The organism is Kitasatospora sp. NPDC048540 (genome assembly GCF_040651175.1).
GTDB lineage: Bacteria > Actinomycetota > Actinomycetes > Streptomycetales > Streptomycetaceae > Kitasatospora.
Genome location: NZ_JBEZIR010000002.1, coordinates 56,431 through 78,007 on the forward strand (window position 1 = coordinate 56,431; position 21,577 = coordinate 78,007).

Annotated in this window: 23 protein-coding genes; 12 read left to right on the plus strand and 11 right to left on the minus strand. The window is 73.8% G+C overall.

Going from position 1 to position 21,577, the window contains the following annotated elements; genetic code table 11:
* Positions 1-39: 39 nt before the first annotated feature.
* From AB0D08_RS01990 to AB0D08_RS02000, 3 genes are all read left to right on the plus strand, one after another.
* Positions 40-486: a universal stress protein gene (locus AB0D08_RS01990; RefSeq protein ID WP_051813893.1), complete on the plus strand. Its 447-nt coding sequence runs from the start codon at positions 40-42 to the stop codon at positions 484-486.
* A 55-nt stretch (positions 487-541) separates the two neighbouring features.
* A complete protein-coding gene (locus tag AB0D08_RS01995; RefSeq protein WP_359885956.1) occupies positions 542-1,216 on the plus strand; it encodes a CBS domain-containing protein in 675 nt (224 codons plus the stop codon).
* A 204-nt stretch (positions 1,217-1,420) separates the two neighbouring features.
* A complete protein-coding gene (locus tag AB0D08_RS02000) occupies positions 1,421-1,609 on the plus strand; it encodes a hypothetical protein (RefSeq protein WP_359885957.1) in 189 nt (62 codons plus the stop codon).
* Between the two features lie 140 nt (positions 1,610-1,749).
* Here AB0D08_RS02000 and AB0D08_RS02005 read toward each other — a convergent pair whose 3' ends face one another.
* The 8 genes from AB0D08_RS02005 to AB0D08_RS02040 all read right to left on the minus strand — a co-directional run bounded on the left by AB0D08_RS02005 (position 1,750) and on the right by AB0D08_RS02040 (position 7,443).
* On the minus strand, positions 1,750-2,145 hold the full coding sequence (locus AB0D08_RS02005) for an ATP-binding protein (protein WP_051813892.1): 396 nt from the start codon (positions 2,143-2,145) through the stop codon (positions 1,750-1,752).
* Positions 2,146-2,172: 27 nt separating this feature from the next.
* A complete protein-coding gene (locus AB0D08_RS02010; RefSeq protein WP_359885958.1) occupies positions 2,173-2,862 on the minus strand; it encodes a LysR substrate-binding domain-containing protein in 690 nt (229 codons plus the stop codon).
* A gap of 2 nt (positions 2,863-2,864) precedes the next feature.
* Entirely contained in the window at positions 2,865-3,833 is a 969-nt protein-coding gene (locus tag AB0D08_RS02015) for a universal stress protein (protein ID WP_359885959.1), read from the minus strand.
* Between the two features lie 14 nt (positions 3,834-3,847).
* Positions 3,848-4,300 (minus strand): universal stress protein, encoded by a 453-nt coding sequence (locus AB0D08_RS02020; RefSeq protein ID WP_033823932.1) that lies wholly within the window; start codon positions 4,298-4,300, stop codon positions 3,848-3,850.
* Positions 4,301-4,403: 103 nt separating this feature from the next.
* On the minus strand, positions 4,404-5,420 hold the full coding sequence (locus tag AB0D08_RS02025) for a hypothetical protein (RefSeq protein ID WP_051813889.1): 1,017 nt from the start codon (positions 5,418-5,420) through the stop codon (positions 4,404-4,406).
* Between the two features lie 46 nt (positions 5,421-5,466).
* The gene (locus tag AB0D08_RS02030) at positions 5,467-5,757 is read right to left on the minus strand and encodes a DUF1876 domain-containing protein (RefSeq protein ID WP_051813888.1); all 291 of its coding nucleotides are present in this window, start codon (positions 5,755-5,757) and stop codon (positions 5,467-5,469) included.
* A gap of 366 nt (positions 5,758-6,123) precedes the next feature.
* Positions 6,124-6,828: a CBS domain-containing protein gene (locus AB0D08_RS02035; RefSeq protein ID WP_359885960.1), complete on the minus strand. Its 705-nt coding sequence runs from the start codon at positions 6,826-6,828 to the stop codon at positions 6,124-6,126.
* A gap of 111 nt (positions 6,829-6,939) precedes the next feature.
* Positions 6,940-7,443 carry a hydrogenase maturation protease gene (locus tag AB0D08_RS02040; RefSeq protein WP_359885961.1) on the minus strand — a complete coding sequence of 168 codons (504 nt, stop codon included), beginning with the start codon at positions 7,441-7,443 and terminating at the stop codon, positions 6,940-6,942.
* Between the two features lie 170 nt (positions 7,444-7,613).
* Between AB0D08_RS02040 and AB0D08_RS02045 the strand changes: the two genes are divergently transcribed.
* From AB0D08_RS02045 to AB0D08_RS02065, 5 genes are read left to right on the plus strand one after another with little or no spacing between them, the layout of a single operon-like run.
* Positions 7,614-8,771, plus strand: a complete 1,158-nt coding sequence (locus AB0D08_RS02045; protein ID WP_033823930.1) for a 4Fe-4S dicluster domain-containing protein — start codon at positions 7,614-7,616, stop codon at positions 8,769-8,771.
* A complete protein-coding gene (locus tag AB0D08_RS02050) occupies positions 8,768-9,238 on the plus strand; it encodes a cyclic nucleotide-binding domain-containing protein (protein ID WP_359885962.1) in 471 nt (156 codons plus the stop codon). The genes AB0D08_RS02045 and AB0D08_RS02050 overlap by 4 nt, the downstream gene beginning before the upstream one ends.
* Positions 9,235-10,053 (plus strand): FAD/NAD(P)-binding protein, encoded by an 819-nt coding sequence (locus AB0D08_RS02055; protein ID WP_359885963.1) that lies wholly within the window; start codon positions 9,235-9,237, stop codon positions 10,051-10,053. The genes AB0D08_RS02050 and AB0D08_RS02055 overlap by 4 nt, the downstream gene beginning before the upstream one ends.
* A gap of 1 nt (position 10,054) precedes the next feature.
* On the plus strand, positions 10,055-10,843 hold the full coding sequence (locus AB0D08_RS02060) for an oxidoreductase (RefSeq protein WP_033823927.1): 789 nt from the start codon (positions 10,055-10,057) through the stop codon (positions 10,841-10,843).
* The gene (locus tag AB0D08_RS02065; RefSeq protein ID WP_033823926.1) at positions 10,840-12,219 is read left to right on the plus strand and encodes a nickel-dependent hydrogenase large subunit; all 1,380 of its coding nucleotides are present in this window, start codon (positions 10,840-10,842) and stop codon (positions 12,217-12,219) included. The genes AB0D08_RS02060 and AB0D08_RS02065 overlap by 4 nt, the downstream gene beginning before the upstream one ends.
* A gap of 127 nt (positions 12,220-12,346) precedes the next feature.
* Here AB0D08_RS02065 and AB0D08_RS02070 read toward each other — a convergent pair whose 3' ends face one another.
* Positions 12,347-13,225: a universal stress protein gene (locus tag AB0D08_RS02070; protein ID WP_033823925.1), complete on the minus strand. Its 879-nt coding sequence runs from the start codon at positions 13,223-13,225 to the stop codon at positions 12,347-12,349.
* Between the two features lie 190 nt (positions 13,226-13,415).
* Here AB0D08_RS02070 and AB0D08_RS02075 point away from each other — a divergent pair, with 190 nt between their 5' ends.
* Together AB0D08_RS02075 and AB0D08_RS02080 are read left to right on the plus strand one after the other, a co-directional pair.
* On the plus strand, positions 13,416-13,889 hold the full coding sequence (locus tag AB0D08_RS02075) for a universal stress protein (protein ID WP_359885964.1): 474 nt from the start codon (positions 13,416-13,418) through the stop codon (positions 13,887-13,889).
* A gap of 238 nt (positions 13,890-14,127) precedes the next feature.
* Positions 14,128-14,637, plus strand: coding sequence for a flavodoxin domain-containing protein (locus AB0D08_RS02080; RefSeq protein ID WP_033823923.1), 510 nt, complete (start codon positions 14,128-14,130; stop codon positions 14,635-14,637).
* Between the two features lie 113 nt (positions 14,638-14,750).
* Here the strand turns inward: AB0D08_RS02080 and AB0D08_RS02085 are convergent, their stop codons facing one another.
* On the minus strand, positions 14,751-17,165 hold the full coding sequence (locus AB0D08_RS02085; RefSeq protein ID WP_359885965.1) for a glycosyl hydrolase family 65 protein: 2,415 nt from the start codon (positions 17,163-17,165) through the stop codon (positions 14,751-14,753).
* Positions 17,162-17,866 (minus strand): pyridoxamine 5'-phosphate oxidase family protein, encoded by a 705-nt coding sequence (locus AB0D08_RS02090; RefSeq protein WP_051813899.1) that lies wholly within the window; start codon positions 17,864-17,866, stop codon positions 17,162-17,164. The genes AB0D08_RS02085 and AB0D08_RS02090 overlap by 4 nt, the downstream gene beginning before the upstream one ends.
* Before the next feature lie 253 nt (positions 17,867-18,119).
* On the opposite strand from AB0D08_RS02090, the gene AB0D08_RS02095 reads away from it, so the two are divergent.
* Positions 18,120-20,864 (plus strand): GNAT family N-acetyltransferase, encoded by a 2,745-nt coding sequence (locus AB0D08_RS02095; protein WP_051813885.1) that lies wholly within the window; start codon positions 18,120-18,122, stop codon positions 20,862-20,864.
* Entirely contained in the window at positions 20,861-21,556 is a 696-nt protein-coding gene (locus AB0D08_RS02100; RefSeq protein ID WP_051813884.1) for a CBS domain-containing protein, read from the plus strand. Before AB0D08_RS02095 ends, AB0D08_RS02100 begins: the two co-directional genes overlap by 4 nt.
* The last annotated feature ends 21 nt before the right edge of the window (positions 21,557-21,577 follow it).

The following is a 21,577-nucleotide window of genomic DNA, read 5'->3' on the forward strand; positions in this document are numbered from 1 at the left end:
CCGATGGTGGAGACGACCACAACGACAGGGAGAAGAATCGTGACTGCGCAGAACGAACCCCAGCGGCGGATCGTCGTCGGCGTGGACGGATCGCCGTCCTCGCTCGACGCGCTGTGCTGGGCCGTCGACCAGGCCCGCACCCGCGGCGCCGTCATCGAGGCGATCACCGCCTGGCAGTACCCGGTGTCCACCGGATGGACAGTGCCGATCGATGCCACCGAGGACATCGCAGGCATCGCCCGCAAGGTGCTCGACGACGCCATCACGCAGGTAACCGGCCCGAACTGTCCGGTCGAGATCCACCCCCGGGTGGTGCTGAGCGGAACCGTGGCCTGCCTGCTGGAGGCAGCTCAGGGCGCCGACCTCCTGGTAGTCGGCAGCCGAGGCCACGGCGGCTTCGTCGGCGCACTGCTGGGCTCCGTCAGCGGCCACTGCGTGCAGCACGCACCGTGCCCCGTCGTCGTGGTCCGCCACTCGACGACCTGAAGACCCGACCACGCGGCCCTGAGGCCGCCGGCACCAGACAAGGAGTGAGCCGACCATGCGACACCGCATCGTGGGACAGCTGATGACCCGGGCCGTCGTGCCCGTCCGGCCCGACACCGGCTTCAAGGAGATCGCCCGCCTGCTCGCCGAACACGACATCACCTCCGTGCCCGTCCTGGACCACGAGGAGCGGCCGATCGGCCTGGTCTCCGAGGCCGACCTGCTGCTCAACGAAGCCGCCCAGGAGGACCCCGCCGGGCTCCTGCTCACCCCGCAGCTGTCCCCCGACCAACACACACGAAGCCGCGCCGCCACCGCCGAAGGCCTCATGACCAGCCCGGCGGTCTGCGCCCGGCCCGAGTGGACCGTGGTCGAGGCCGCCCGCCTGATGCAGCGCGACCGCCTCAAGCGGCTGCCCGTCGTCGACGAGGCCGGACGCCTGGTCGGCATCGTCAGCCGGAGCGACCTGCTGCGCGTCTTCCTCCGCCAGGACCGGGCCATCAACGAGGAGATCACCTACGAGATCCTCGACCGCACCCTGGGGCTCGCCCCGGGCAGCGTCGACGTCCGGGTCGACGAGGGCCGGGTCACCCTGAGCGGCACGGTCGAGAACCGCGCCCTGGTGTCGGTGGTCGAACGGCTGTGCCGGAGCGTGGACGGTGTCATCGACGTGAACAGCCGCCTCGACGTTCCCACGGACGACACCGCCGCCCTGCACCCGGTCCGCTGACCAGGTGGGCGCCACCCCGTGTGTCCGGAAACCCGATGCCGCGTTCGGCGGACATCGGGCCCGGGCGTCGGGGTGCGGCGCGCCAGGTGCGGCAGCTGGGCGGGGATCGGGCCCGCTCCTGCTGCTGCTCGGTGTCCCGTTGTGAAGTGCTCGAGCGTCAGGGGCAGGTGCGCGTGACGGTTCGTCACGCTGCGCGTTGATCGAGTGATCACTCCTCAGCAATGGAAGATCTACGAGGACGCAGGCTTCCGCGGTCATACGTTCCAGGTCGGCGCACTCGGCCGCACCCGGTTCCGCTCGCTGCGACCGGCTCCGAGCCGGACCGGCGACGTGAACTACGGGCCGGAGCAGGGCTTCGACTGGAACGACAGCATCAGCTCCGTGCGAGCCTGACCTCGCGCAGGATGCCGAGGGCGTAGCTGCGAAGGCCCGGTCCGGGGCCGAGGCCCTGTGGCCCGGACGGGTGGGCCGGTACGAGGGAAGGGCCCCGAGGCGGCCGAGCCAGCAGCGGGCGTGGCGCGGGTCGAGGACCGTCAGGTCTCCTTCGAGGTGGACTCGCAGGTGAGGTCGAGGCCCGCCCGGACGGTGCAGCGGCGGCTCGCCGCAGTGGTCTCGACCCAGTCCGCGAGGTGGTGCACGATGGCCAGCCCGCGCCCGTGCTCGCCCTCCTCGCGGGGAGGGCGGCGGCACGCGCGCGCGGGCGGGACGGCGCCGAAGTCCGACACCTCGACGCACAGCGCCCGCTCGCACAGGGACAGGCTCACCGACATCCGCGCCCCGCCGTACGCGGCGGCGTTGGCGGCAAGTTCACCAACGATCAGGACGGCCGCGTCCCGGGCGCCGTCGGCGACGCCCCAGCCCGCCAGTACGGCCGAGACGTAGTGCCGTGCGGTGCACACCAGGTGCTCCTCGGCCGAGAGGACCAGCACGCCATGCTCGGAACGTATCGTCGCAGGTCACAGGTGATGGTCAGCAGACCTGCCCGGCCGGGGTCGGGCCGTGGAGCGGACGTACGCGTAGAACCGCGCCACCACGGCGGCTCGTGGCCCCTGTGCCGGCACCACCACACCGATCGTCCGGTGCGCCCCCGGATCCGCCAGTGGCACCCGCACGGCGCGGCCTTCGTGGGTGGCTTCGTCGCCCGTGCTCGGCACCACGGCCACCCCGAGTCCGGACGCCACCAGCGTGCGCAGCGTGCTGAGTTCGGCCACCAGGTCGTAGCGGTGGCGCGTCAGCCTGCGGGCGATCCCCTGGGCGGCCCCACCGCTGACCAGCATGTCCGCACGGGTGTCGAAGGCCGCCGCGCGGGTGCCCGGCGGGGCCGCCGGGAGCGAGCGGAACCAGGAGCGCAGCCCGGGGCCGGCGTCGGCCTCCGGGCCGGGTGGCTGCGGCTCGCCCTCTCCGGGTACCTCGGCGGCGGCGAACCGGGCCAACCTTCGGCTCGGCCCCGAGCTCATCCCGTACACATGGGTGGGCCCGCCGACCACGAGGAGGTCGGAATCGCCGGTGACGTCCGGCCCCGCCCCGGCCACTGGAACGCAGCTCACCACGGCGTCCGGCCGGGCACCCCGCAGGCCGTCGGCGATCGCCTCGGCCACGGCTCGGGTGTTGCCGTACACGCTCTCGTACACGATCACCGCCTGCACGATCACTCACCTCTCGGGGGTCCGGTCAGGTCCGTCCCCTGCCCGCCCGACACCGCTCTGTCGACAGCGTCAGGGGCTTCCCGGTACGGGACGACGGCGATGGGGCAGGGCGCGTGGTGGATCGCGGCGTGCGCCACCGGTCCGAGGCGCGGGCCGGCCGCCGCGTGCCGGGTGCGGCGGCCGATCACCAGCAACCCGGCCTGCGCGGCCGCCGCCAGGAGCGTGGGGGCGGCGCTGCCCGGGGTCACCTCCTCGACCACGTCCACCAGCGGGAACCGTTCCCGTCCTGGTTCCAGGGCGTCCGCGAGTGACCGGTGTTCGACCGCGGACAGGTCCCTCCCCAGGGAGCGGGCCGCCGCAGCGGCCAGGTACTCGCTGCCGTGCGGCGGAGCCCAGGCGTGCACGACCCGCAGCGGCGCCGACCGCAGTGCGGCGCTCCGGAAGGCGAAGGCCACCAGCCCGTCGCAGCGGTGCCGGAGGTCCAGCCCGAGGACGACCTCCCGCAGCGGGGTCACGGTCGAAGGGCCCCCGCCGGCCGCCGGGAGGTGCTCGGCCGGCGCGGCGTCGTCCGCGCGCACCAGCACCACCGGGCAGCCGGCCCGGCCGAGCACTTCCTGGCTCACCGAGCCGATCAGGAACCCCCGGAACGGGCCGAGGCCGCGCGAGCCGAGAACCAGCATCGCGGCACTCCTCCCGGCGGCCTCCAACACGGCGGGTGCGCTGTCCGGCAGATGGACGGCGCTCACCTCGAGCCCCGGCAGCGCCGTCCGCAGTTCGGCCGCCTTCTCGGCCAGCCGCTGCCGGCCCCACCGCTCCGCCTCCTCGCTCCCGAGGACGTACGGCTGCGTCCACGGCCAGGCCTGCGTCAATTCCAGGGGCAGCCGGCACCGCAGGGCCTCGCGGGCCGCCCAGTCGGCAGCGGCCAGGCTCTCCGGCGATCCGTCGAACCCGACGACGATCGGTCCGTCCACGGTGCCTCCGTCCGTCAGGTGCCGGTGGTGCGCACGACGACCACGGGACAGGGTGCGTGTTCCACGCAGTGGCGGCTCACCGATCCGAGCAGGGTGCCGGTGAAGCCGCCGAGGCCCCTGGTCCCGACCACCAGCAGGTGTGCTCCGCCGGCGGCCTGCAGCAGGACGTCCGCCGGGTGGCCGTACTCGGTCCGTTGCCGGACCGGGACCGGCGGCCCGGGCGCGTCCCCCTCCTGCTCCTGCTCCACGGTGTCGGCCAGCGCCAGGCGGGCCGCCTCCTCGATCTGCGGCCCCGGGATCGTCAGCCCCCAGCCGCTGAGGGGCGGGAAGTCCCAGGCGGTCACGGCCTCGACCGCGGCACCTTCGAGCCTCGCCTGCGCCAGGGCCCAGCGCAGCGCCGCTCGCGAGGAGGGCGAGCCGTCGACGCCGACCACGATGGTCTGTCCACGATCAGCCGTGCCCGCCATGGTGAACCTCCTTGTTCCGGTACGGATCCGGGTGGGTGGCGGACCGGTGCCCGAAGGCGGCCCCGGCCACCGCCGGGCCCACGGCCTGCACCTGGTCCGTGCGTCAGCACGCGGACTCTCCGCGCGCGGCGGGCTGCCGGTAGCCGGTCAGGTCGAGGATCTCCTCGACCGGCCGGCGCGGGGTGACGGGTCCGGGCGGCCCGTAGCCGAGACGCAGGACGAGCTGGACGTGGCCGATGCCGTCATCCGGGTCGCGCAGGCCCCAGCGGGTGTCGGGCCATTCGACGGCCTGGTGCAGCACGGAGACGCGCAGACCGTCGGCCGTCGCCAACAGCCAGACGCGTTGCAGGGCCTGGCCGGCGCGGAGCCAGTCCGCCGGCCGGTCGCCGTGGGTGGTGAGCGTGGCCAGCTGCGGCAGCGCCTCGAAGCGCTGGGACGGTGTGCTGGCCGATGCCCCAGGGGTGAAAGCGCGCACGGGTACGCGGGCGTCGTGGTCCTGGGGACCGAGGGCGGCGACCGGGATCCCGTCCTCGGCCGGCCCGTCCAGACGCAGCCAGCTCCGGGTCTCGGCCATCCGCGCCAGGTCGGCTCCGGTGCGGCGTTCGGCGTCGGCGGTCAGGGCGAGCACCCGGCGCACCCCGTCCTCCTCCAGCGATGAGAGCACCGCGCCTTCGCCGAGGGCCGCCGCCGTCAGCTCACCGATGACCGCCTCGGGAACGTCACGATTGGCGAAGGGCTGGCGGCTGGAGTGGCGCAGCCCGATCGCCTCGTAGAGGTCCGGTCCGTACGGAGACGGCGTGGGAGCGGGTCCGGAGAGGCGGACCGTGGCCGCCAGCCCCGGCTCGTCCGGGTCGGGCAGCAGCCGCACCTGCGGGTCCCGGCCGAGCCGCAGTCCGGCCACGCGCAGGTTGAACAGGGCCGCGCCCACCGAAATGTGCAGCGCCCGGCCGTCCGGATCGATGAGCGGCAGGGCGCGCCCCGGGTCGCTGTGGACACGCAGGCCGAGCGAGTCGGGCATCGGGACGAAGAGCCAGGGCTGGCTGTTGTGCAGGGAGGGCGCCGCGCTCGCCGCGGCGGCCAGGAACCTCAGCTGTTCCAGGGTCAGGGCTTGCTCGGGCATGGCGGACAGCTCCCTCTTCCGGTTCTCCCGTCCTCGGATGGACGGCCTACGCGGTGTCATGCGTGCGGGGCGGGTCGGACGCGGCGGCGTCGGAGGTTCCCGCGCGCAGCAACTGGTGGCCGAGGTCGACCAAGGCGCGTCCGGCCGCGAACTCGTCGCCGATCTCGGGGACGGCAGGGTCGTGCGGGCCGCGCCGTGCGAGGCCGCGGCTGCGAAGGGTGTTGTCACCGGTGTCGAGGACGACGTGCGCCGTGGTGATGTCGTCCTCCTCGAAAAGCTGCAGATGCAGGGTCCACCGCTTGGTCCGGCGCTGCACGGTGATGTCGCTGGCGGTCATGGCCGGTAGGTCCCTTCCGGTCGGGCGCTGCGGACCGCCGCGCGCCTCGGCCCCGTCCCGTTGTTCGATCTTGCCTCCATGCTGCTCCGCGCGGGGCCGCCGGACATGGGCCCACCGGCCCCAATCGTGGGCCGGACGGTCCGGCGTGGCTGCGGGACAGCGCTTGCGCCGGGGTTGCCTACCGTGTCCGCGGAGGGGAGGTCGGCCTCCTGAGCCGGGCTTCACTCTGCGTCGTGGCGGATCACGACGACCGGGCAGGACGCGTGCTGCACGCAGTACTGGCCCGTGCCTCGTTCTCCCGGCCCGCACGGGGGCGCCGGCCGCATGCTCATGTACCGCCATCATGTTTGGCGTCCGGGCCCGCCGTCAGCCGTGACGGGCAGGGGAGCCGAGGCCCTCGTGGGTGCTGGGCCGCTGCGGGGCTCCGATGTCGTCGCGGAGCCGGGCGATGGTCTGGTGGACGGAGACCACACCGTCGATCGAGGCGCAGAGACGTTCGATCACGGGGAGCAGGTCCTGCCGTTCCACTCTCCCGGAAAGGGTGACGACACCCTCATGGACGGCGACCTGCACCGTGCCGGGGGCGAGGTTCAGGGTTCGGTCCAGAACATCACGGCTGATCTCCTCGCGGATGGCCGTGTCATGCCGGAGAAAGAGCCGGAGGAGGTCGGAGCGGCTGACGATGCCGGTGAGCCGTTCGGTCTCGTCGACGACCGGGAGGCGCTTGATCCTCTCGCGGTCCATGGTCCGGGCGGCTTCGACGACGCTCCATCCGGGGCGCGCACAGACGGCCGGGCTGGTCATCAGGCTCTCCGCGGTCTCCGCCCCGGTCAGACTGTCCGGCTGCCCGTGCAGTGGGCCGGTGTGGCCTTGGGGATCGGGGAGGCGGGCCTGCCGGCGGAGCAGGTCCGCCTCCGAGACGACGCCGAGTGGGTGGTTCCGGTCGTCCACGACCGGGACGGCGGTGATGCCGTTGCGATCGAGGAGTTCGGCGATCTCCTTGAACGGCGTGCCGGGCCGTGCGGTGACGACCCGGCGGGTCATCACGTCGCTGACGGTGCGGTGCTGCATGGTCCTCACTCCTCCGCCGAGGTCCTCCTCCTGCCACTGTCCCCCTGCCCCCGGCGGCTGGGACAGGGCCGGTCGGGCCCCATCCGGGCGGCCGTCGCCGCACTCGGAGCCTCACCTGCCGGCGATGCGGCGGTGGTGGTCCGCGATCTGCCCCGCGATCTCGTCGGCGAGGCTGTCCACGGCGGCCCCGACCGGCGCCGACAGGCCCGTGCCGGGGGAGCAGTCGGCTCCCTCCACCGCGTAGACGACCAGGAGGGCCGGCAGGCGGTCCAGCTCACGGGCGAGCTCCACGGCGTCGCCCAGGCCCAGCCCGTGGGAGCTCGTCGCGCCGTCCGCCACCGCGAGCCGCCCGCCGGCCAGCTCCAGGCGGTGCACCCGGCCGGGTCGCCCGGGGTGGGCGTGCGCAGCGTCCACGACGATGGCGAGGTCCGCGCCCTCCCAGTGGGAGATTAGCCGGGCGGGGTCGCCGTCGCACACCACGAGGGCGGCCCGGCCCGGCGAGGGGGCGTTCCGGAGGCGCTCCGCCAGCCGCGTGACGACGGCCCAACCGACCCCGTCGTCACGCCGGTACTCGTTGCCGACACCGATCACGGTGATCCGCGCAGTGGTGTTCACCCGGCCTGCCCTTCCCGGCCGCGGTACCCGCCAAGCTCCCCCAGGAGCCGCTGGGGCTCGTTCGAGTGCAGGGCAGCGCCACTTGGACCACAGCGGCACCGCCGTTCCGTACCCGGCGCCGCCGCACTCCCCATACTGGGCCGCACGGTGGCGTCGATCGAGGAGGTGCGGTGGCGACGGACGGCAGCAGCCCCGTGGTGATCGGCAAGGACGGCCTGGACGCGCTGATCGCGACCCTCACCGGCCGCGGCCGGACCGTCATCGGCCCCACCGTCCGGGACGGGGCGATCGTGCTGGCCGAGATCTCCGGCGGAGGCGAGCTGCCCTACGGCCGGGGGGTCGAGCTGGAGGCCGGAACGTACCGGCTGCGGGAGCGCCAGGACGGCGCCGCGTTCGCACACAGCGCGGGCCCGCAGTCCTGGAAGACCTTCCTGCATCCGCCACGGGTGCGGGAGTGGAGCGCCGAGCGCACGCCCGACGGCGACCTGGTGGTCACCGAGGACGACACCGTGGCCCCCTCGTACGCGTTCCTCGGGGTGCGCCCCTGTGACCTGCGGGCCATCGCGATCCAGGACCGGGTGCTCACCGGCGGCCGGTACACCGATCCCTCCTACCAGGGGCGCCGCGAGCGGGCATTCCTGGTGGCGGTGGAGTGCACCGAGCCCGGCGCCACCTGCTTCTGCGTGTCGATGGGGACCGGGCCGGCCACCGGGCCCGGATACGACCTCGCCCTGACCGAGGTGGTGGACGCCGACGGGCACCGGTTCCTGGTGCGCGCCGGTAGCGAGGAAGGCGCGTCGGTCCTGGCCGAGCTCCCGCAGCGCGCCGCCGACCCCGCGACCGCCACCGCCGCCCGCGAGCGCGTCGCGCAGGCCGCGGACCGGATGGGCCGCAGCATGCCCTTGGTGGACCTGCAGACGCTGATGCGCGAGACCCTCACCGCCGAACGCTGGGACGACGTCGCCGCCCGCTGCCTGACCTGCGGCAACTGCACCATGGTCTGCCCGACCTGCTTCTGCACCAGCACCGAGGACGTCACGGATCTGACCGGCGACCACGCCGAGCGCTGGCGGCACTGGGAGTCCTGCTTCGACCTCGACTTCTCCCACCTGCCGACCGGACCGGTCCGCGAGTCGCCGCGCAGCCGCTACCGGCAGTGGGCCACCCACAAACTCGGCACCTGGTTCGACCAGTTCGGCAGCTCCGGGTGCGTCGGCTGCGGGCGCTGCATCGTGTGGTGTCCGGTCGGCATCGACATCACCGAGGAGGCCCACGCGCTCGACCGGGAGCGTGCGGCCCGCCCGCCCGACGGGACGGGCCCGTCGTGACCCCCCTCCAGCGGGGCTTCCTCGGCGCACTGCCGCCGGGCCACCGGGACCGGCTGGCCGCGTTCGCCCGTGACGTGTCGATCCCCGCAGGCACCCGGATCTTCGAGGAGGGCGGCTCGGCCGACCGGTTCTGGATCATCCGCTCCGGCGGCGCGGCCCTGGACGTCCACGTCCCCGGCCGACGGCCGGCGGTCGTGGAGACCCTCGGTGAAGGAGACCTGCTCGGCTGGTCCTGGCTGTTCGAGCCCTACCGCTGGCACCTGGGCGCCCGGGCCCGCAGCACACTGGTGGCCGCCGAGTTCGATGCCGGGCGGGTCCGCGCCGCGTGTGCGCAGGACCCGGCCTTCGGCCTGGCGGTGACCCACGGGGTCGCGGCGGTGATCGCGCGTAGACTGGCAGCGACCCGTGCCCGGCTGCTGGACCTCTACGCGCCGCCCGGCACCGATACCGGCGGAACAGCGGGATGACGGCGCCCGCTGCCGCACCTCCGCGGTCCTACCGGGTGATCGCACGCGTGCCCGAGGCGCCGGACACCGCCACGATCGTGCTGGAACCCGTTCGGTCGGCTCTGCCACCCTTCGCGCCCGGCCAGTTCGCGATGGTGTACGCGTTCGGCGTCGGTGACATCCCGCTGTCGGTCAGCGGCATCGACGGGGACAGGCTGACGCACACGGTCCGGAACGTCGGCGCGATCTCCGCCGCCCTGCACGGGCTCGAGGCCGGCGCGACGGTCGGGGTGCGCGGCCCGTTCGGCACCGGCTGGGAACTGCCCTCGGCAGCCGGCCGGGACCTGCTGGTCGTCGCCGGCGGCATCGGTCTGGCACCGTTGCGCCCGCTCGTCCGCGCCGCCCTCGCCGCGCCACCGGAGTACGGGCGGCCGAACGTCCTGATCGGCTCCCGCACGCCCCGGGACCTGCTCTACGTCCCGGAGACCCGTGCCTGGGGCCGCTCGGCGCGGGTGCTGGTCACCGTCGACCGCCCCGACGACCGGTGGAACGGGGAAGTCGGTGTCGTCACGACCCTGCTGGACCGCGCCGACTTCGATCCGACCACGGCTGCGGCCTTCATCTGCGGCCCCGAGCCGATGATCCGCGCCACCGCCGCGGAACTCGTGCACCGAGGTACCGACCCCGACCGGATCGCGGTCTCGCTGGAGCGGACCATGCACTGCGCCATCGGCCACTGCGGGCACTGCCAGCTCGGCCCTCTCCTGCTGTGCCGTGACGGCCTGGTGGTGACCTGGACGGCCGCCCGCGCACTCCTCCTGGTCAGGGAGTTGTGAAATGACCGCCGAACCCCGTAGGCGTCCGAAGCTCGCGGTCTGGAAGTTCGCCTCCTGCGACGGCTGCCAGCTCACCCTGCTGGACTGCGAGGACGAACTGCTCGGCCTCGCCGAACAGGTGGAGATCGCACACTTCCTCGAGGCTTCCAGCGCCGACGCGCCCGGTCCGTACGACCTGTCCCTGGTCGAGGGCTCGGTGACCACCCCCCAGGACGTCGAACGGATCCAGCACATCCGCGCCGTCTCCGCGCGCCTGGTCACCATCGGCGCCTGCGCCACCGCCGGCGGCGTCCAGGCGCTGCGCAACTACGCCGACGTCGCCGAGTTCCAGGCCGCCGTCTACGCCCGCCCCGACTACATCGCGACGCTCGCCACCTCCACCCCGATCGGCGCCCACGTCCCCGTCGACTTCGAACTGCGCGGCTGCCCCGTCGACCGTCGCCAGCTCCTGGAGGTCATCACCGCCCACCTGGCCGGACGCCGGCCGGACATCCCCGCGCACAGCGTCTGCTTCGAGTGCAAGCAGCGCGGCACGGTCTGCGTCACGGTCGCCCACGGCACCCCCTGCCTCGGCCCGGTCACCCACGCCGGCTGCGGCGCCATCTGTCCCACCTACGGCCGCGGCTGCTACGGCTGCTTCGGTCCGAGCAACTCCACCAACTTCCCCTCCTTCATCCCACTGCTGCGCCGCGACGGCATGGACACCCTCGACGTCGTGCGGGTGCTGCGGACCTTCAACACCGCTGCCCCCGCGTTCGACGCGGCCTCACGGAAGGAGGAGGAACGGTGACCCATCGCGGCTCCAGGGTGCTGCACGTCGGATCGCTGGCGCGCGTCGAGGGCGAGGGCTCCCTGTACCTTCGGGTCCAGGGTGACGACGTCGCCGAGGCGCGACTCGCCATCTACGAACCCCCGCGCTTCTTCGAGGCGTTCCTGCGCGGACGCTCCTACACCGAACCGCCCGACATCACCTCCCGGATCTGCGGAATCTGCCCGGTCGCCTACCAGCTGAGCGCCTGCCGGGCGATCGAGGACGCCTGCGGTGCGGTGGTGGACGGACAGCTGGCCGCACTGCGGCGGCTGATCTACTGCGGAGAGTGGATCGAGAGCCACACCCTGCACGTCCATCTGCTGCACGCGCCCGACTTCCACGGCTGCGACAACGTCGTCGAACTGGCCCGCTCCAGGCGCGCGGACGTCGAACGCGGGCTGCGACTCAAGCAGGCCGGAAACGCGATCATCGAACTGCTCGGCGGCCGGGCGATCCACCCGGTCAACGTCCGCCTCGGAGGCTTCCACCGGGTGCCGAGCAGGGCCGAACTGCGTCCACTGGAGGAGCAGTTGAGGCGGGCGCGGGAGGACGCCACGCAGACCGTGCGCTGGGTGGCCGGATTCGACTTCCCCGACGCGGGGTGCGACCACGACCTGCTCGCCCTGGCCGAGCCCGGCACCTACGCCATCGAGTCGGGCACCCCGACCGTCATGGCCGCACCCCACACCGCCGGACTTCCCGCCACGACCCGGCGCGCGCTGCCCACCCGCACCTTCGGCGTCCGGGAGTTCGGCGACCACGTCGTGGAGAACCAGGTCCCGCACTCCACCGCCCTGCACGCCCGGCTGGACGGCCGCCGCCACCTGACCGGCCCGCTCGCCCGTTACGCCATCAGCGGACGCCTGCTCTCGCCGGTCGCCGTCCAGGCCGCGCAGGACGCCGGGCTCGGCGACCCCCGGCAGGGCGACGTCTGCCGCAACCCCTACCGCAGCATCATCGTGCGGGCGGTCGAAGTGCTCCACGCCGTCGACGAGGCCCTGCGCCTCATCGAGGCGTACGAGCCTCCGCCACGCCCGTACGTCGAGGTGCCACCACGCGCCGGCACCGGCCACGGGGCGACGGAGGCACCCCGCGGCCTGCTCCACCACCGCTACACCCTCGACGCGCGAGGGACCGTCACCGAGGCCGTGCTGGTGCCGCCGACCGCGCAGAACCAGGACGCGATCGAGGAGGACCTCCGCCGAACGGTGCAGGAACACCTGAGGGCTGGGGAGCCGACCGACGCCGAGCTGACCGCGATCTGCGAACGGGCCATCCGCAACCACGACCCCTGCATCTCCTGCTCCACCCACTTCCTTGACCTCACCGTCGACCGGACCTGCACCGGCGGCTGACCACGCCCGGGCGGACGCCGCGAGGTCAGGGCGTCCGAGTGCGGGTCGTGCTCGATGACGCGAAGAGCGCGCTGGAGCCGGCGCGCGCCGGCCGTGACGATTCGGCACGTGGCGGGACCATCGGGCCTCATGCGCCCGGGTGGTCGGCCGGCAGGGGCACGGTGACGATCGGGCACCGGGCGTGCTGGAGGAGGCCGTGCGGCACGGAGCCGAGGCGCATGCCGGTGAATCCGCCGTGCCCGCGACGCCCGATCACCACGGCGAGGGCGTGTCTCGATGCCTTGGTCAGTTCCTCCACCGGGTGGCCGCGGATCACCTCGTGGGTCAGGTCGACGTCGGGGTACCTGCTGGCGTGCCCGGCGGTGGTTTCGGTCAGAAGCCGCCTCAGCGTCTGGACGGCCATGTGCTCGTCGACGCGCGCGATCAGTTGCGACTGCCACACCCAGATCGCCCGCAGCGCGGCTCCCCGCCGGGCCGCCAGGTCGAAGGCGACGTCGGTGGCGGCGGCCGACGGCGGGCTGCCGTCCACCCCGACCACGAGGTAAGGCGGCTCCTGGGTGATGTGCTCGGGTTCGCGGACGACGATCACCGGGCAGGTGGCCTGGGCGCTCACCGGGACGGCCACCGAGTAGGTGCTGAGGAACTCCTCGGTACGGGAGAGCCGACGCGAGCCGAGCACGACGGCCTCGGCCTGCCGGGACTCCCGGCACAGCACCTGGCCCGGTTCGCCGTCCACGAGGGTGCAGGTCACCTCCAGACCGGGGTGCCGCTCGCCCGCCAACGCCGCCGCCCGGCCGAGCACCTGGCTGCCGTTGCGGTGGAGTTCCTCGTTGTAGCGCGGGTCCACGCCGCACAGGTCCGTGGTCAGCTGGGGAACGGCGTGGACCAGCAACAACGGCAGTCCTCGCCGATCCGCCTCGTCTGCGGCCCAGAATGTCGCGAGCTGCCCGTGGTCCCGGGCGTCGACACCGAGGACGATCGGACGTCGTCTACCGGCGGATGCCATGGCTCCTCCAACGGTGATCATGGGCGGCCCACGCGATGCCGGGCCCTTTTCGTACCGTAGACGCGCACGACACCGGAGCAGCAGGGCCGAGCGGCCCCAAGCACATGGCCGGGAGTGCCCGGGTCCGGTGATCCCCGCCCCGACGGCCTCGGGGGAACTTCGCTGGCGGACCTGGCGGGAGGAGTGCAGCGTGGGAGATGACCGAGACGAAGTGAGGTGGTTCTGGATGGCCGGGAAGGATTCGAGCGCCCGTGTCGTGGTGGGCATCGACGGCTCGCCCTCGTCACAGGCAGCGCTGCGCTGGGCGGTCCGGCAGGCAGCCCTGATGGGCGCGACCGTGGACGTGGTGGGAGCGTGGGAGGGCGTTCCCCTCTTCGCCGGTCCCACCGTGGTCGACCCCACGCTCGAGGCGGAGACGGCACGCCGGCGGTTCGACCAGGAGATCCACGAGGTGCTGGGGGACGATCGGCCGGTCGAGGTGCGCGAACACCTGGTCCAGGGCAACCCGGCAGACGTCCTGCTGGACGCGGCCACCGGTGCCGAACTGCTGGTCGTCGGCAGCCGCGGCCACGGGACCTTCGCCCGCGCCCTGCTCGGCTCGGTGAGCACGCGGTGTGCGATGCACGCCTCCTGCCCCGTGGTGATCGTCCGCCGGCCCGGCTGATCGCGCTCCGATCGCGGCAACGCCCAGCACCGGGGCGTCGGAGCCGTGCGCATCGACGCCCCGGGGTGAGCGACGCGAACACGATCGCGGGGCCCGACAGCATCCCGCCGACCAGTGGCAGCAGGGCCGACCGGCCCGCGGGAGAAGGGCATGCGGCCCTGGCCCGCGTGCCGTGCGCAGTCCACGCTGGAGCTGTCGGCCGGCCGGAAGCCACGACCGCCACCCAGGGAGGAGTCCCATGAAGCAGCAGAAGATCCTCGTGGCTTACGGCAGCAAGCACGGCGCCACCGCAGGCATCGCCGAAGAGATCGGTCGCGCCCTGGAGGAGGACGGGTTCGACGCCGACGTCGTCCCCGCCTCGGACGTCCGGGATGTGACTGGCTTCGACGCCGTCATCCTGGGCAGTGCGCTCTACGCCGGCCACTGGCAGCGCTCCGCCCTGAGCTGCGCCGACCGCAACGCAGAGGCACTGGCCCACCGTCCGGTCTGGCTGTTCAGCAGCGGCCCGGTGGACAGCTCCGCCGAGCAACAGGAGATCCCGCCGGTGCCGGGCGCGGCGAAGGCCGTGGAGCACCTGCACGCCCGCGGCCACGTCACCTTCGGCGGCAGTCTGACCTCCGAGACCCCCGGGTGGATCGCCCGCGGTCTGGTCAAGCACGGCAAGGGCGGCGACTTCCGGAACCCGGAGCAGATCCGGAGCTGGGCCCGCGAGATCGGGAACGAGCTGCGCTCCCAGCAGCCGGCGTGACGCCGGGGCGGACCGGAACGCGTTCGTTCCCGCCGCCGGCGAGGAGCCGTTCGTCGCACTGCCATCGGGTGTCCTCGGCGGCAGAGGCTTCCGGCCGGGCCGAACGCGCGGTTTCAGAGTGAGAACCGCTGGCTCTCGCCCGGCCGGACGGTCGTCGGAGAGCCCCGGAAGCCGACCCTGATGGGGGCCTGGGGACTCTCGCGAAGGCTGACGGTGGCGGTGCGCCGGTCTACGCAGAGGGTGACGCCCCAGTGGCCGCGGTACCGGAGGTCAAGTTCCACCCGGCCGATCGCCGACGGCAGGCGGGGGGCCAGCCAGAGCGTGTCCCGGCGGATTTCCAGGCCGGTGTAGCAGCGCTGCAGCAGATCCACGGTGCCCGCCATGGCACCGAGGTGGATGCCCTCGGCGGTGGTCCCGCCCTGCACGTCGGCCAGGTCGCCGGCGAGAGCGTCGCGGAAGAACCGCCACGAGGCCCGGCGGTCGCTGCGGGTCAGGACCCAGGCGTGCACCACCGCGCTGAGCGTCGAGCCGTGGACGGTGCGCCGCAGGTAGTAGCCGGTCGTGCGGCGCAGCAGCTCGGGGCCGGCCCGATGGCCGAGCCGCCGCAGGAGGTCGCGGACCTCGCGCGCGGAGAACAGGTAGAACAACATGAGGACGTCCGCCTGTTTGGACGCCTTGTAACGGTTGGCCGTGTCGCCCTCGGCCTCCAGGATCCGGTCGAGCCGGCGCAGGTCGGGGTAGCGCCGCCGGTAGGCGGACCAGTCGAGTTCGGCCAGGCGTTCGTAGCCGTCGAACTGGCTCAGCACGCCGTCGTGGAACGGAACGTGCAGTCGGCGGCTCACCTCCTGCCAGCGGTCGAGCTCACCCCGGTCGAGCGCGAGCCGCTCCAGCAGTTCGTCGCGCCGGTAGCCGGGCAGCACGTCGATGGTGTCGAGCGCGCGGGCGAGTACCCAGGAGGCCAGCACGTTGGTGTACGCGTTGTCGTCCAGCCCCGGCCGGTCGGACCAGGGGTAGGCGTCGTGGTACTCGTCCGGCCCGACGACGCCGCGGATCGAGTAACGCCCGCGTCGAGGGTCGTACACCGCCGCCGAGGACCAGAAACGGGCGACCTCCAGGACCATCTCGGCGCCGGTGGTGGCGAGGAAGTCCACGTCGCCGGTGGCCTGGTAGTGCTGCCAGACGTTGTACGCGACGGCGGAGCCGACATGGTGCTGGAGGTGGCTGTGGTCGGGCAGCCAGCGGCCGGACAGCGGGTTCCGGTGGAGCTGCTGGGATTCCTCCCGGCCGTCGGAGGCGCTCTGCCAGGGGTACATCGCGCCGCTCAGGCCGACCGCCCGGGCGGCCTGCCGGGCGGCGTCGAGCCGGCGGTGGCGGTAGCGCAGCACGGCCCGGGCCAGCTCCGGGAAGCGCAGGTTGAGCAACTGGAGGACGAACAGCTCGTCCCAGAAGACGTGGCCGCGGTAGGCCTCGCCGTGCAGACCCCGGGCCGGGATGCCGACATCCAGGTCGACCGAGTGCTCGGAGTAGGTCTGCAGCAGGTGGAACAGGTGCAGCCGCACGGTGCCGATGCCGTCGAAGTCCGCGTCGATCCGGCAACGGCTCCACAGCTCCGTCCACCGCAGGGCGTGGTCGCGGACCAGCCGGGCGAAATCGGGTGCCTGCTCCACCAGCGTCCGGGCGGCGCGCAGGGGAGCGCCGATCGCCGGGTCACGGGAGGTGAACACCGCCACCGTCTTCTCCACGGTCACCGGCGATCCCTGCTCCGCCGCCAGGACGAAGACCTGGGCGGCCAGGCCCTCCCGAACCTCGTCGGTTCGGATTGTGGCGAGGGGAGCGCCGCCGCGGTGCGCGAGGGTGCGGGCGGCGAGTGCGATGCGCAGCGGCGACCCGGCGGCGGCCACCTGGAGCCACAGCGTGCCGTCGGCGTCCGCCCCCTGCCCGTCCGGCACGAGGTGACGGCCGGTCAGGCCCCGGTAGCGGGCGACGCCGGTGTTGGACACGTTCCCGTCGAGCGCCGAGCGGATCTCCAGCCGGCCGGACCAGTTCTCGGGGACCAGCTCCGTCTCCAGGGCGAGCAGGTGCGGCTGGGCCTGGCTGGCGATCCGGCGCTGGGTCAGCCGGGTCCGGCGGCCCTGGTCGTCGACGACCAGGGCGTGCCGGGTCAGTACGCCGCGGCGCAGGTCCAGTTCCAGCTGCTCGGTCGCGGCGGGACCGGTGAACCAGGTGCCTTCCTCCGGGCGGAAGGTGAAGGGCAGCCAGTTCGGGCAGTTGATCAGGTCTTCGTTCTCGACGGTGCGGCCGTCGACGACGGAGACCGCGCGGTCGTAACAGCCGGCCAGGTACGTGCCGGGGTAGTGGATACCGTCGGCGCGGGACTCGGGTGCGGCCGCGCGGCTGACGAGGTAGCCGTTGCCGACCGCGCAGAGCACCTCGCGGATGCCCTCCTCGGCCGGGTCGAAGCCCTCGTAGGCGAGCCTCCAGGGGTGGGAAGGCGCCGGGACCTGGGGGCGGGCGCGGCTGTCGCTCACGGCGTGTCGTCGGAGGGCATCGTCTCGACGGTGCGGATGATGCGTCCGGTGACCTTGTGTGGGCGGATCCGCACCCAGGTGTCGCGCTCACCGCCGACCCAGGGCCGGGGGTCGGCGTGTCTCCCGAACCACTCCACGGCGTCCGCCTCGGTGACCTGGTGCGCCGGGCCGGTGACGAGAACGCTCCAGCCGGTGCCGAGGGCCTCGTCGAGCCGGTCGACCTCGAAGGCGACGCGCTCGCCCACCGCGGCTGCGGCAGTGCTCCGCGCCGTCGTGCGGTAGAGCACCGTGCCGTCCAGGATGCGGTAGTTGACCGGCAGGATCTCCGGACCTTCGGGCGTCGCCAGGGCGACCCGGCCGACGCCTCCCGGCTCCAACTTCGCCCAGCACTCCCAGGGCTGCAGTTCCTCCACCGCCGGGCGGACGGCCGGCGACGCCTGTCCGGGTGGCAGGTCGAGTCCACCGCCGAGCAGGTACCAGACCGAGGTGCCGAGCGTTCCCGCAAGGGCGGTGACGGTCTCCAGGTCGACGGCGGCGGGCCGCGACTCCAGGTACTCGAGGTAGTTGGCAGCCATCCCGGAGCCTGCCGCCACCTGCTCACGGGTGAGGCCCAGCTGCTCACGGCGGTGGGCGATGCGGCGGCCGACATCGCCGGGGTGCGCGGGGCGTCCCTGGGCACGACCGCGATCCGTTGTACTCATGAACATCGTCCCTCTCCTGCCACGGCCCCCGTGTCCGGCCGACAGTCGCCCTCCTCCGCCCTCCCATCGTTGACTCGGCCGGGCACCCGGGACCAGGGCCGTTCGGACCCGAAGACATCGCAAGGGGGTCCACCACAGGCACCCGGGCCCATCGGCGGGCCGACCGGCCCTGGCGTGGTGCCCCGGTGCAGGCGGACGCTGGAACCGACCCGCCACCGGGCGCCTGCCGTGGCCGGAGCGAGGGAGCCGAAAGATGTCCACCGTCGAGCGCTTGCCGTCCGCTGCCGAGGCCCTGCTGGCCGACGGCACCACCGCGATCATCCGGCCGCTCGGACCGGAGGACCGGGCCGCCGCGCTCGACCTGCACGCTGTGCGGATGTCCGAGGCGAGCCGCCGGATGCGCTTCCTCGGCGTCAGCCGCCTGGCACCGCGGCTCGCCGCCGACCGGCTGTGCGGACCGCCCCGGCCCGGCTTCCTGGCGCTGGGAGCCTGGGCCGGGGACGAACTGGTCGGAGAGGCCGACTACGAGGCCGAGGCCGGTCACGAGGACACTGCGGAGCTGGCCCTGTCCGTGGCCGACGCCTGGCAGCACCGAGGCGTGGGGACCCTGCTGATCGAGCACCTGGTCCACGCGGCCCGCGAGCGCGGCATCCACACCATCGAGGCCGACACCCTCGCCGGCAACAGGGCCGTCCACCAGGTCTTCTCCGACCTCGGGCTGCCCGTCCACCGCCACCTCGAGCAGGGCGAGGTCCGGGTCCGGGTGCCGCTCGACGAGGCCGACGAGCACTACCGCGCCGCCGTGGACGAGCGCGGGCGCGCCGCCGACGTGGCCAGCCTCACCGCGCTGCTACGGCCCCGCTCCGCCGCGGTGATCGGCGCCTCCCGGCGGCCCGGGTCGGTCGGCCACGCGGTCCTGCGCAAGATCCGCCAGGGCGGCTTCACCGGCCCGCTGTGGGCCGTCAACCCGCATGCCGAGACGGTCGCCGGCGAGCCGGCCCATCCGTCGGTCGCGGCCCTCCCGGAAGTGCCCGACCTCGCCGTGCTGGCCGTCCCGCCCGCCGCGGTGGCGGGCGTGGCGCAGGAATGCGGCCTGGCCGGTGTCCGTGCCCTGGTGGTCCTCACCTCCGGCCTGGACGCCGCCACTGCCCGGCAGCTGATGCGGGCCTGCCGGAACCACAGCATGCGCCTGGTCGGTCCGAACAGCCTCGGCATCGCGCAGACCGACCCGCAGGTCCGCCTGGACGCCGAGTTCGGCGGCGTGTTCCCGCTGCCGGGCACCGCCGGGGTGGCCGCGCAGTCCGGCGGCGTCGGCATCGCCCTGGTGGAGCGGCTCGCCTGGCTCGGTATCGGCGTCTCCAGCTTCGTCTCGCTCGGGGACAAGTACGACGTCAGCGGCAACGACCTGCTCCAGTGGTGGGAGAGCGACGGAACGACCGACCTCGCCCTGCTCCACCTCGAATCCTTCGGCAACCCCCGCGCCTTCGCCCGCACGGCCCGGCGGGTCACCCGCACGCTCCCCGTGCTCACCGTGGACGCCGGACGCTCCACCGCCGGGCGCCGCGGCGCCGCCTCGCACACGGCCGCCGCCGCAACCCCGACCGTCACCCGGGAGACCCTCTTCCGCCAGGCCGGCATCACCGCCGCCCGCAGCATCGCCGAACTGGTCGAGACCGCCGCCCTCCTGCACAGCCAGCCGCTGCCCGGAACCCGCGGCACCGTCGCCGTGGTCTCCAACGCCGGCGGCATCGGCATCCTGGCCGCCGACGCCTGCGCCGAGGCGGGACTGAGCCTGCCGACGCTGCCCGCCGACCTCGCGGGCGAGCTACTCGGCCTGCTCCCCGCCGGCGCGAGCGCCACCAACCCGGTGGACACCACCGCGGCCGCCGACCCCGCCGAACTACGTCGGTGCGTGGACGTCCTGGTGCGCAGCCGGGCCGTTGACGCCCTGCTGATCTGTCTGGTCCCGACCGCCCTGGCCGTGAACGCCGACCAGGACCCGGTCCGCGCGCTGCTGGACGCACCCGCCCGGAGGAAGATCCCGATGGCCGCCGTCCGGGTCAGCCAGGAGGTGCCGATCCGGTATCTCACCTGCGCGGACGGCGGGCAGCTCCCCGTCTACGCCGACGCCGCTGCCGCCGCCCGGGCCTTCGCCCACGCCCGGGACCGCGCGCGGTGGCTGGCCGAACCGACCGGACCCCTGGCCGAGGCCACCGGGACCGACCCCGAGGCGGCCCGGCGGCTCGCCGACCAGTTCCTCGCGTCCCGGCCCGAAGGCGGCTGGCTCGACCCCGCCGCAACCGCCCGGCTCCTCGAGCACTACGGGCTCCCGCTGACGACCTCCGTGTGGGCCGGGGACGAACACGCCGCCGTCGTCGCCGCGCAGTCCCTGCGTCCGGCCGGCCACGACGGGAAGGTCGCGCTCAAGGCCTACTGGCCGGAGCAGGTCCACAAGAGCGCGGCCGGAGCGGTCCGCACCGACCTGGGACCGGACAGCGAAGTCCGCACGGTCTACCGCGAGTTCGCCGCGAGCTTCGGCGACCGGATGGCCGGCGTCGTCGTGCAGCCGATGGCCGGGCCAGGCCTCGAACTGCTCGCCGGCATCACGAAGGACCAGGTCTTCGGCCCCTTGGTCGTCCTCGGCCTGGGGGGCACCGCCACCGACGTCCTCGACGACCGCTCCACCCGGCTCGCGCCACTGACCGAACGCGACCTCACCACGATGGTCACCGAACTGCGCAGCGCCCCGCTGCTCCTGGGCCGCCCGGGCACGCCACCGGTCGACCTGGCTGCCGTGCAGCGGGTGCTCGCCGCACTGTCCCGGCTGGCCACCGACCTCCCGCAGCTCGCCGAGGCCGACCTCAACCCCCTGATCGCCGGGCCGGACGGACTCGTCTGCGTCGACGCCCGAATCCGCCTGGAGCCCCTGCCCGCCTTCGACCCCTACCTGCGCCGGCTGCGCCGACCGCCGGGCAACGCCGCCCCGGAGGAAAGATGAACCACAGCATGCTCGACGGCAGGTCGGGACAGTCCCTCACCAACCTCGGCACCGCACGGGCCGTCGGCAGCGCCCCGGTCCGCGACTGGATGACACGCCCCACCATCGCCGTCGTCCCGGCCTCCGACTTCGCCACCATGGTCACCGCGATCACCGCGTCCCGGCGCGGTGTGCTGCCCGTGCTCTCGCCCGAAGGAGCGCCGATCGGCGTGGTCTCGGTCTCGGACCTGCTCGCCGCCTACGCGGGCGAGGAGACCGGGCGCGGCCACCGGGCCGAGATCACCGCAGGCGACCTGATGACCTCACCGGCCGTCACCGTGAAGCAGGACCGGACCGTCGGCGAAGCGGTCCGTCTCGCCCGCCGGGCGCGCGTGCACCACCTCCCGGTCGTGGACGGCGACGGGCGGCTGATCGGGATGCTCGCACCGCACGACCTGCTGGACTCGCTGCGAACGGATGACGAGGCGATGCGCATCGAGACACTCGCGCTGGCCCTCACCCCCGGATCCGGGGTGGTGCCCGGCTCACTGCGGGTCCGGTGCGAGCGCGGCCATGTCGTCCTCGCGGGGCGCACCCGTTCGCGCGCCGACGCCGCTGCCCTGTGCCTGCGGGTCGCCGCCATCGACGGCCTGGCCGGTCTCACCGACCATCTCGGATGGGACGTCGACGACGTCGCGGCCGACACCACCTGAGCGGCCCGGCCACACGTTCGT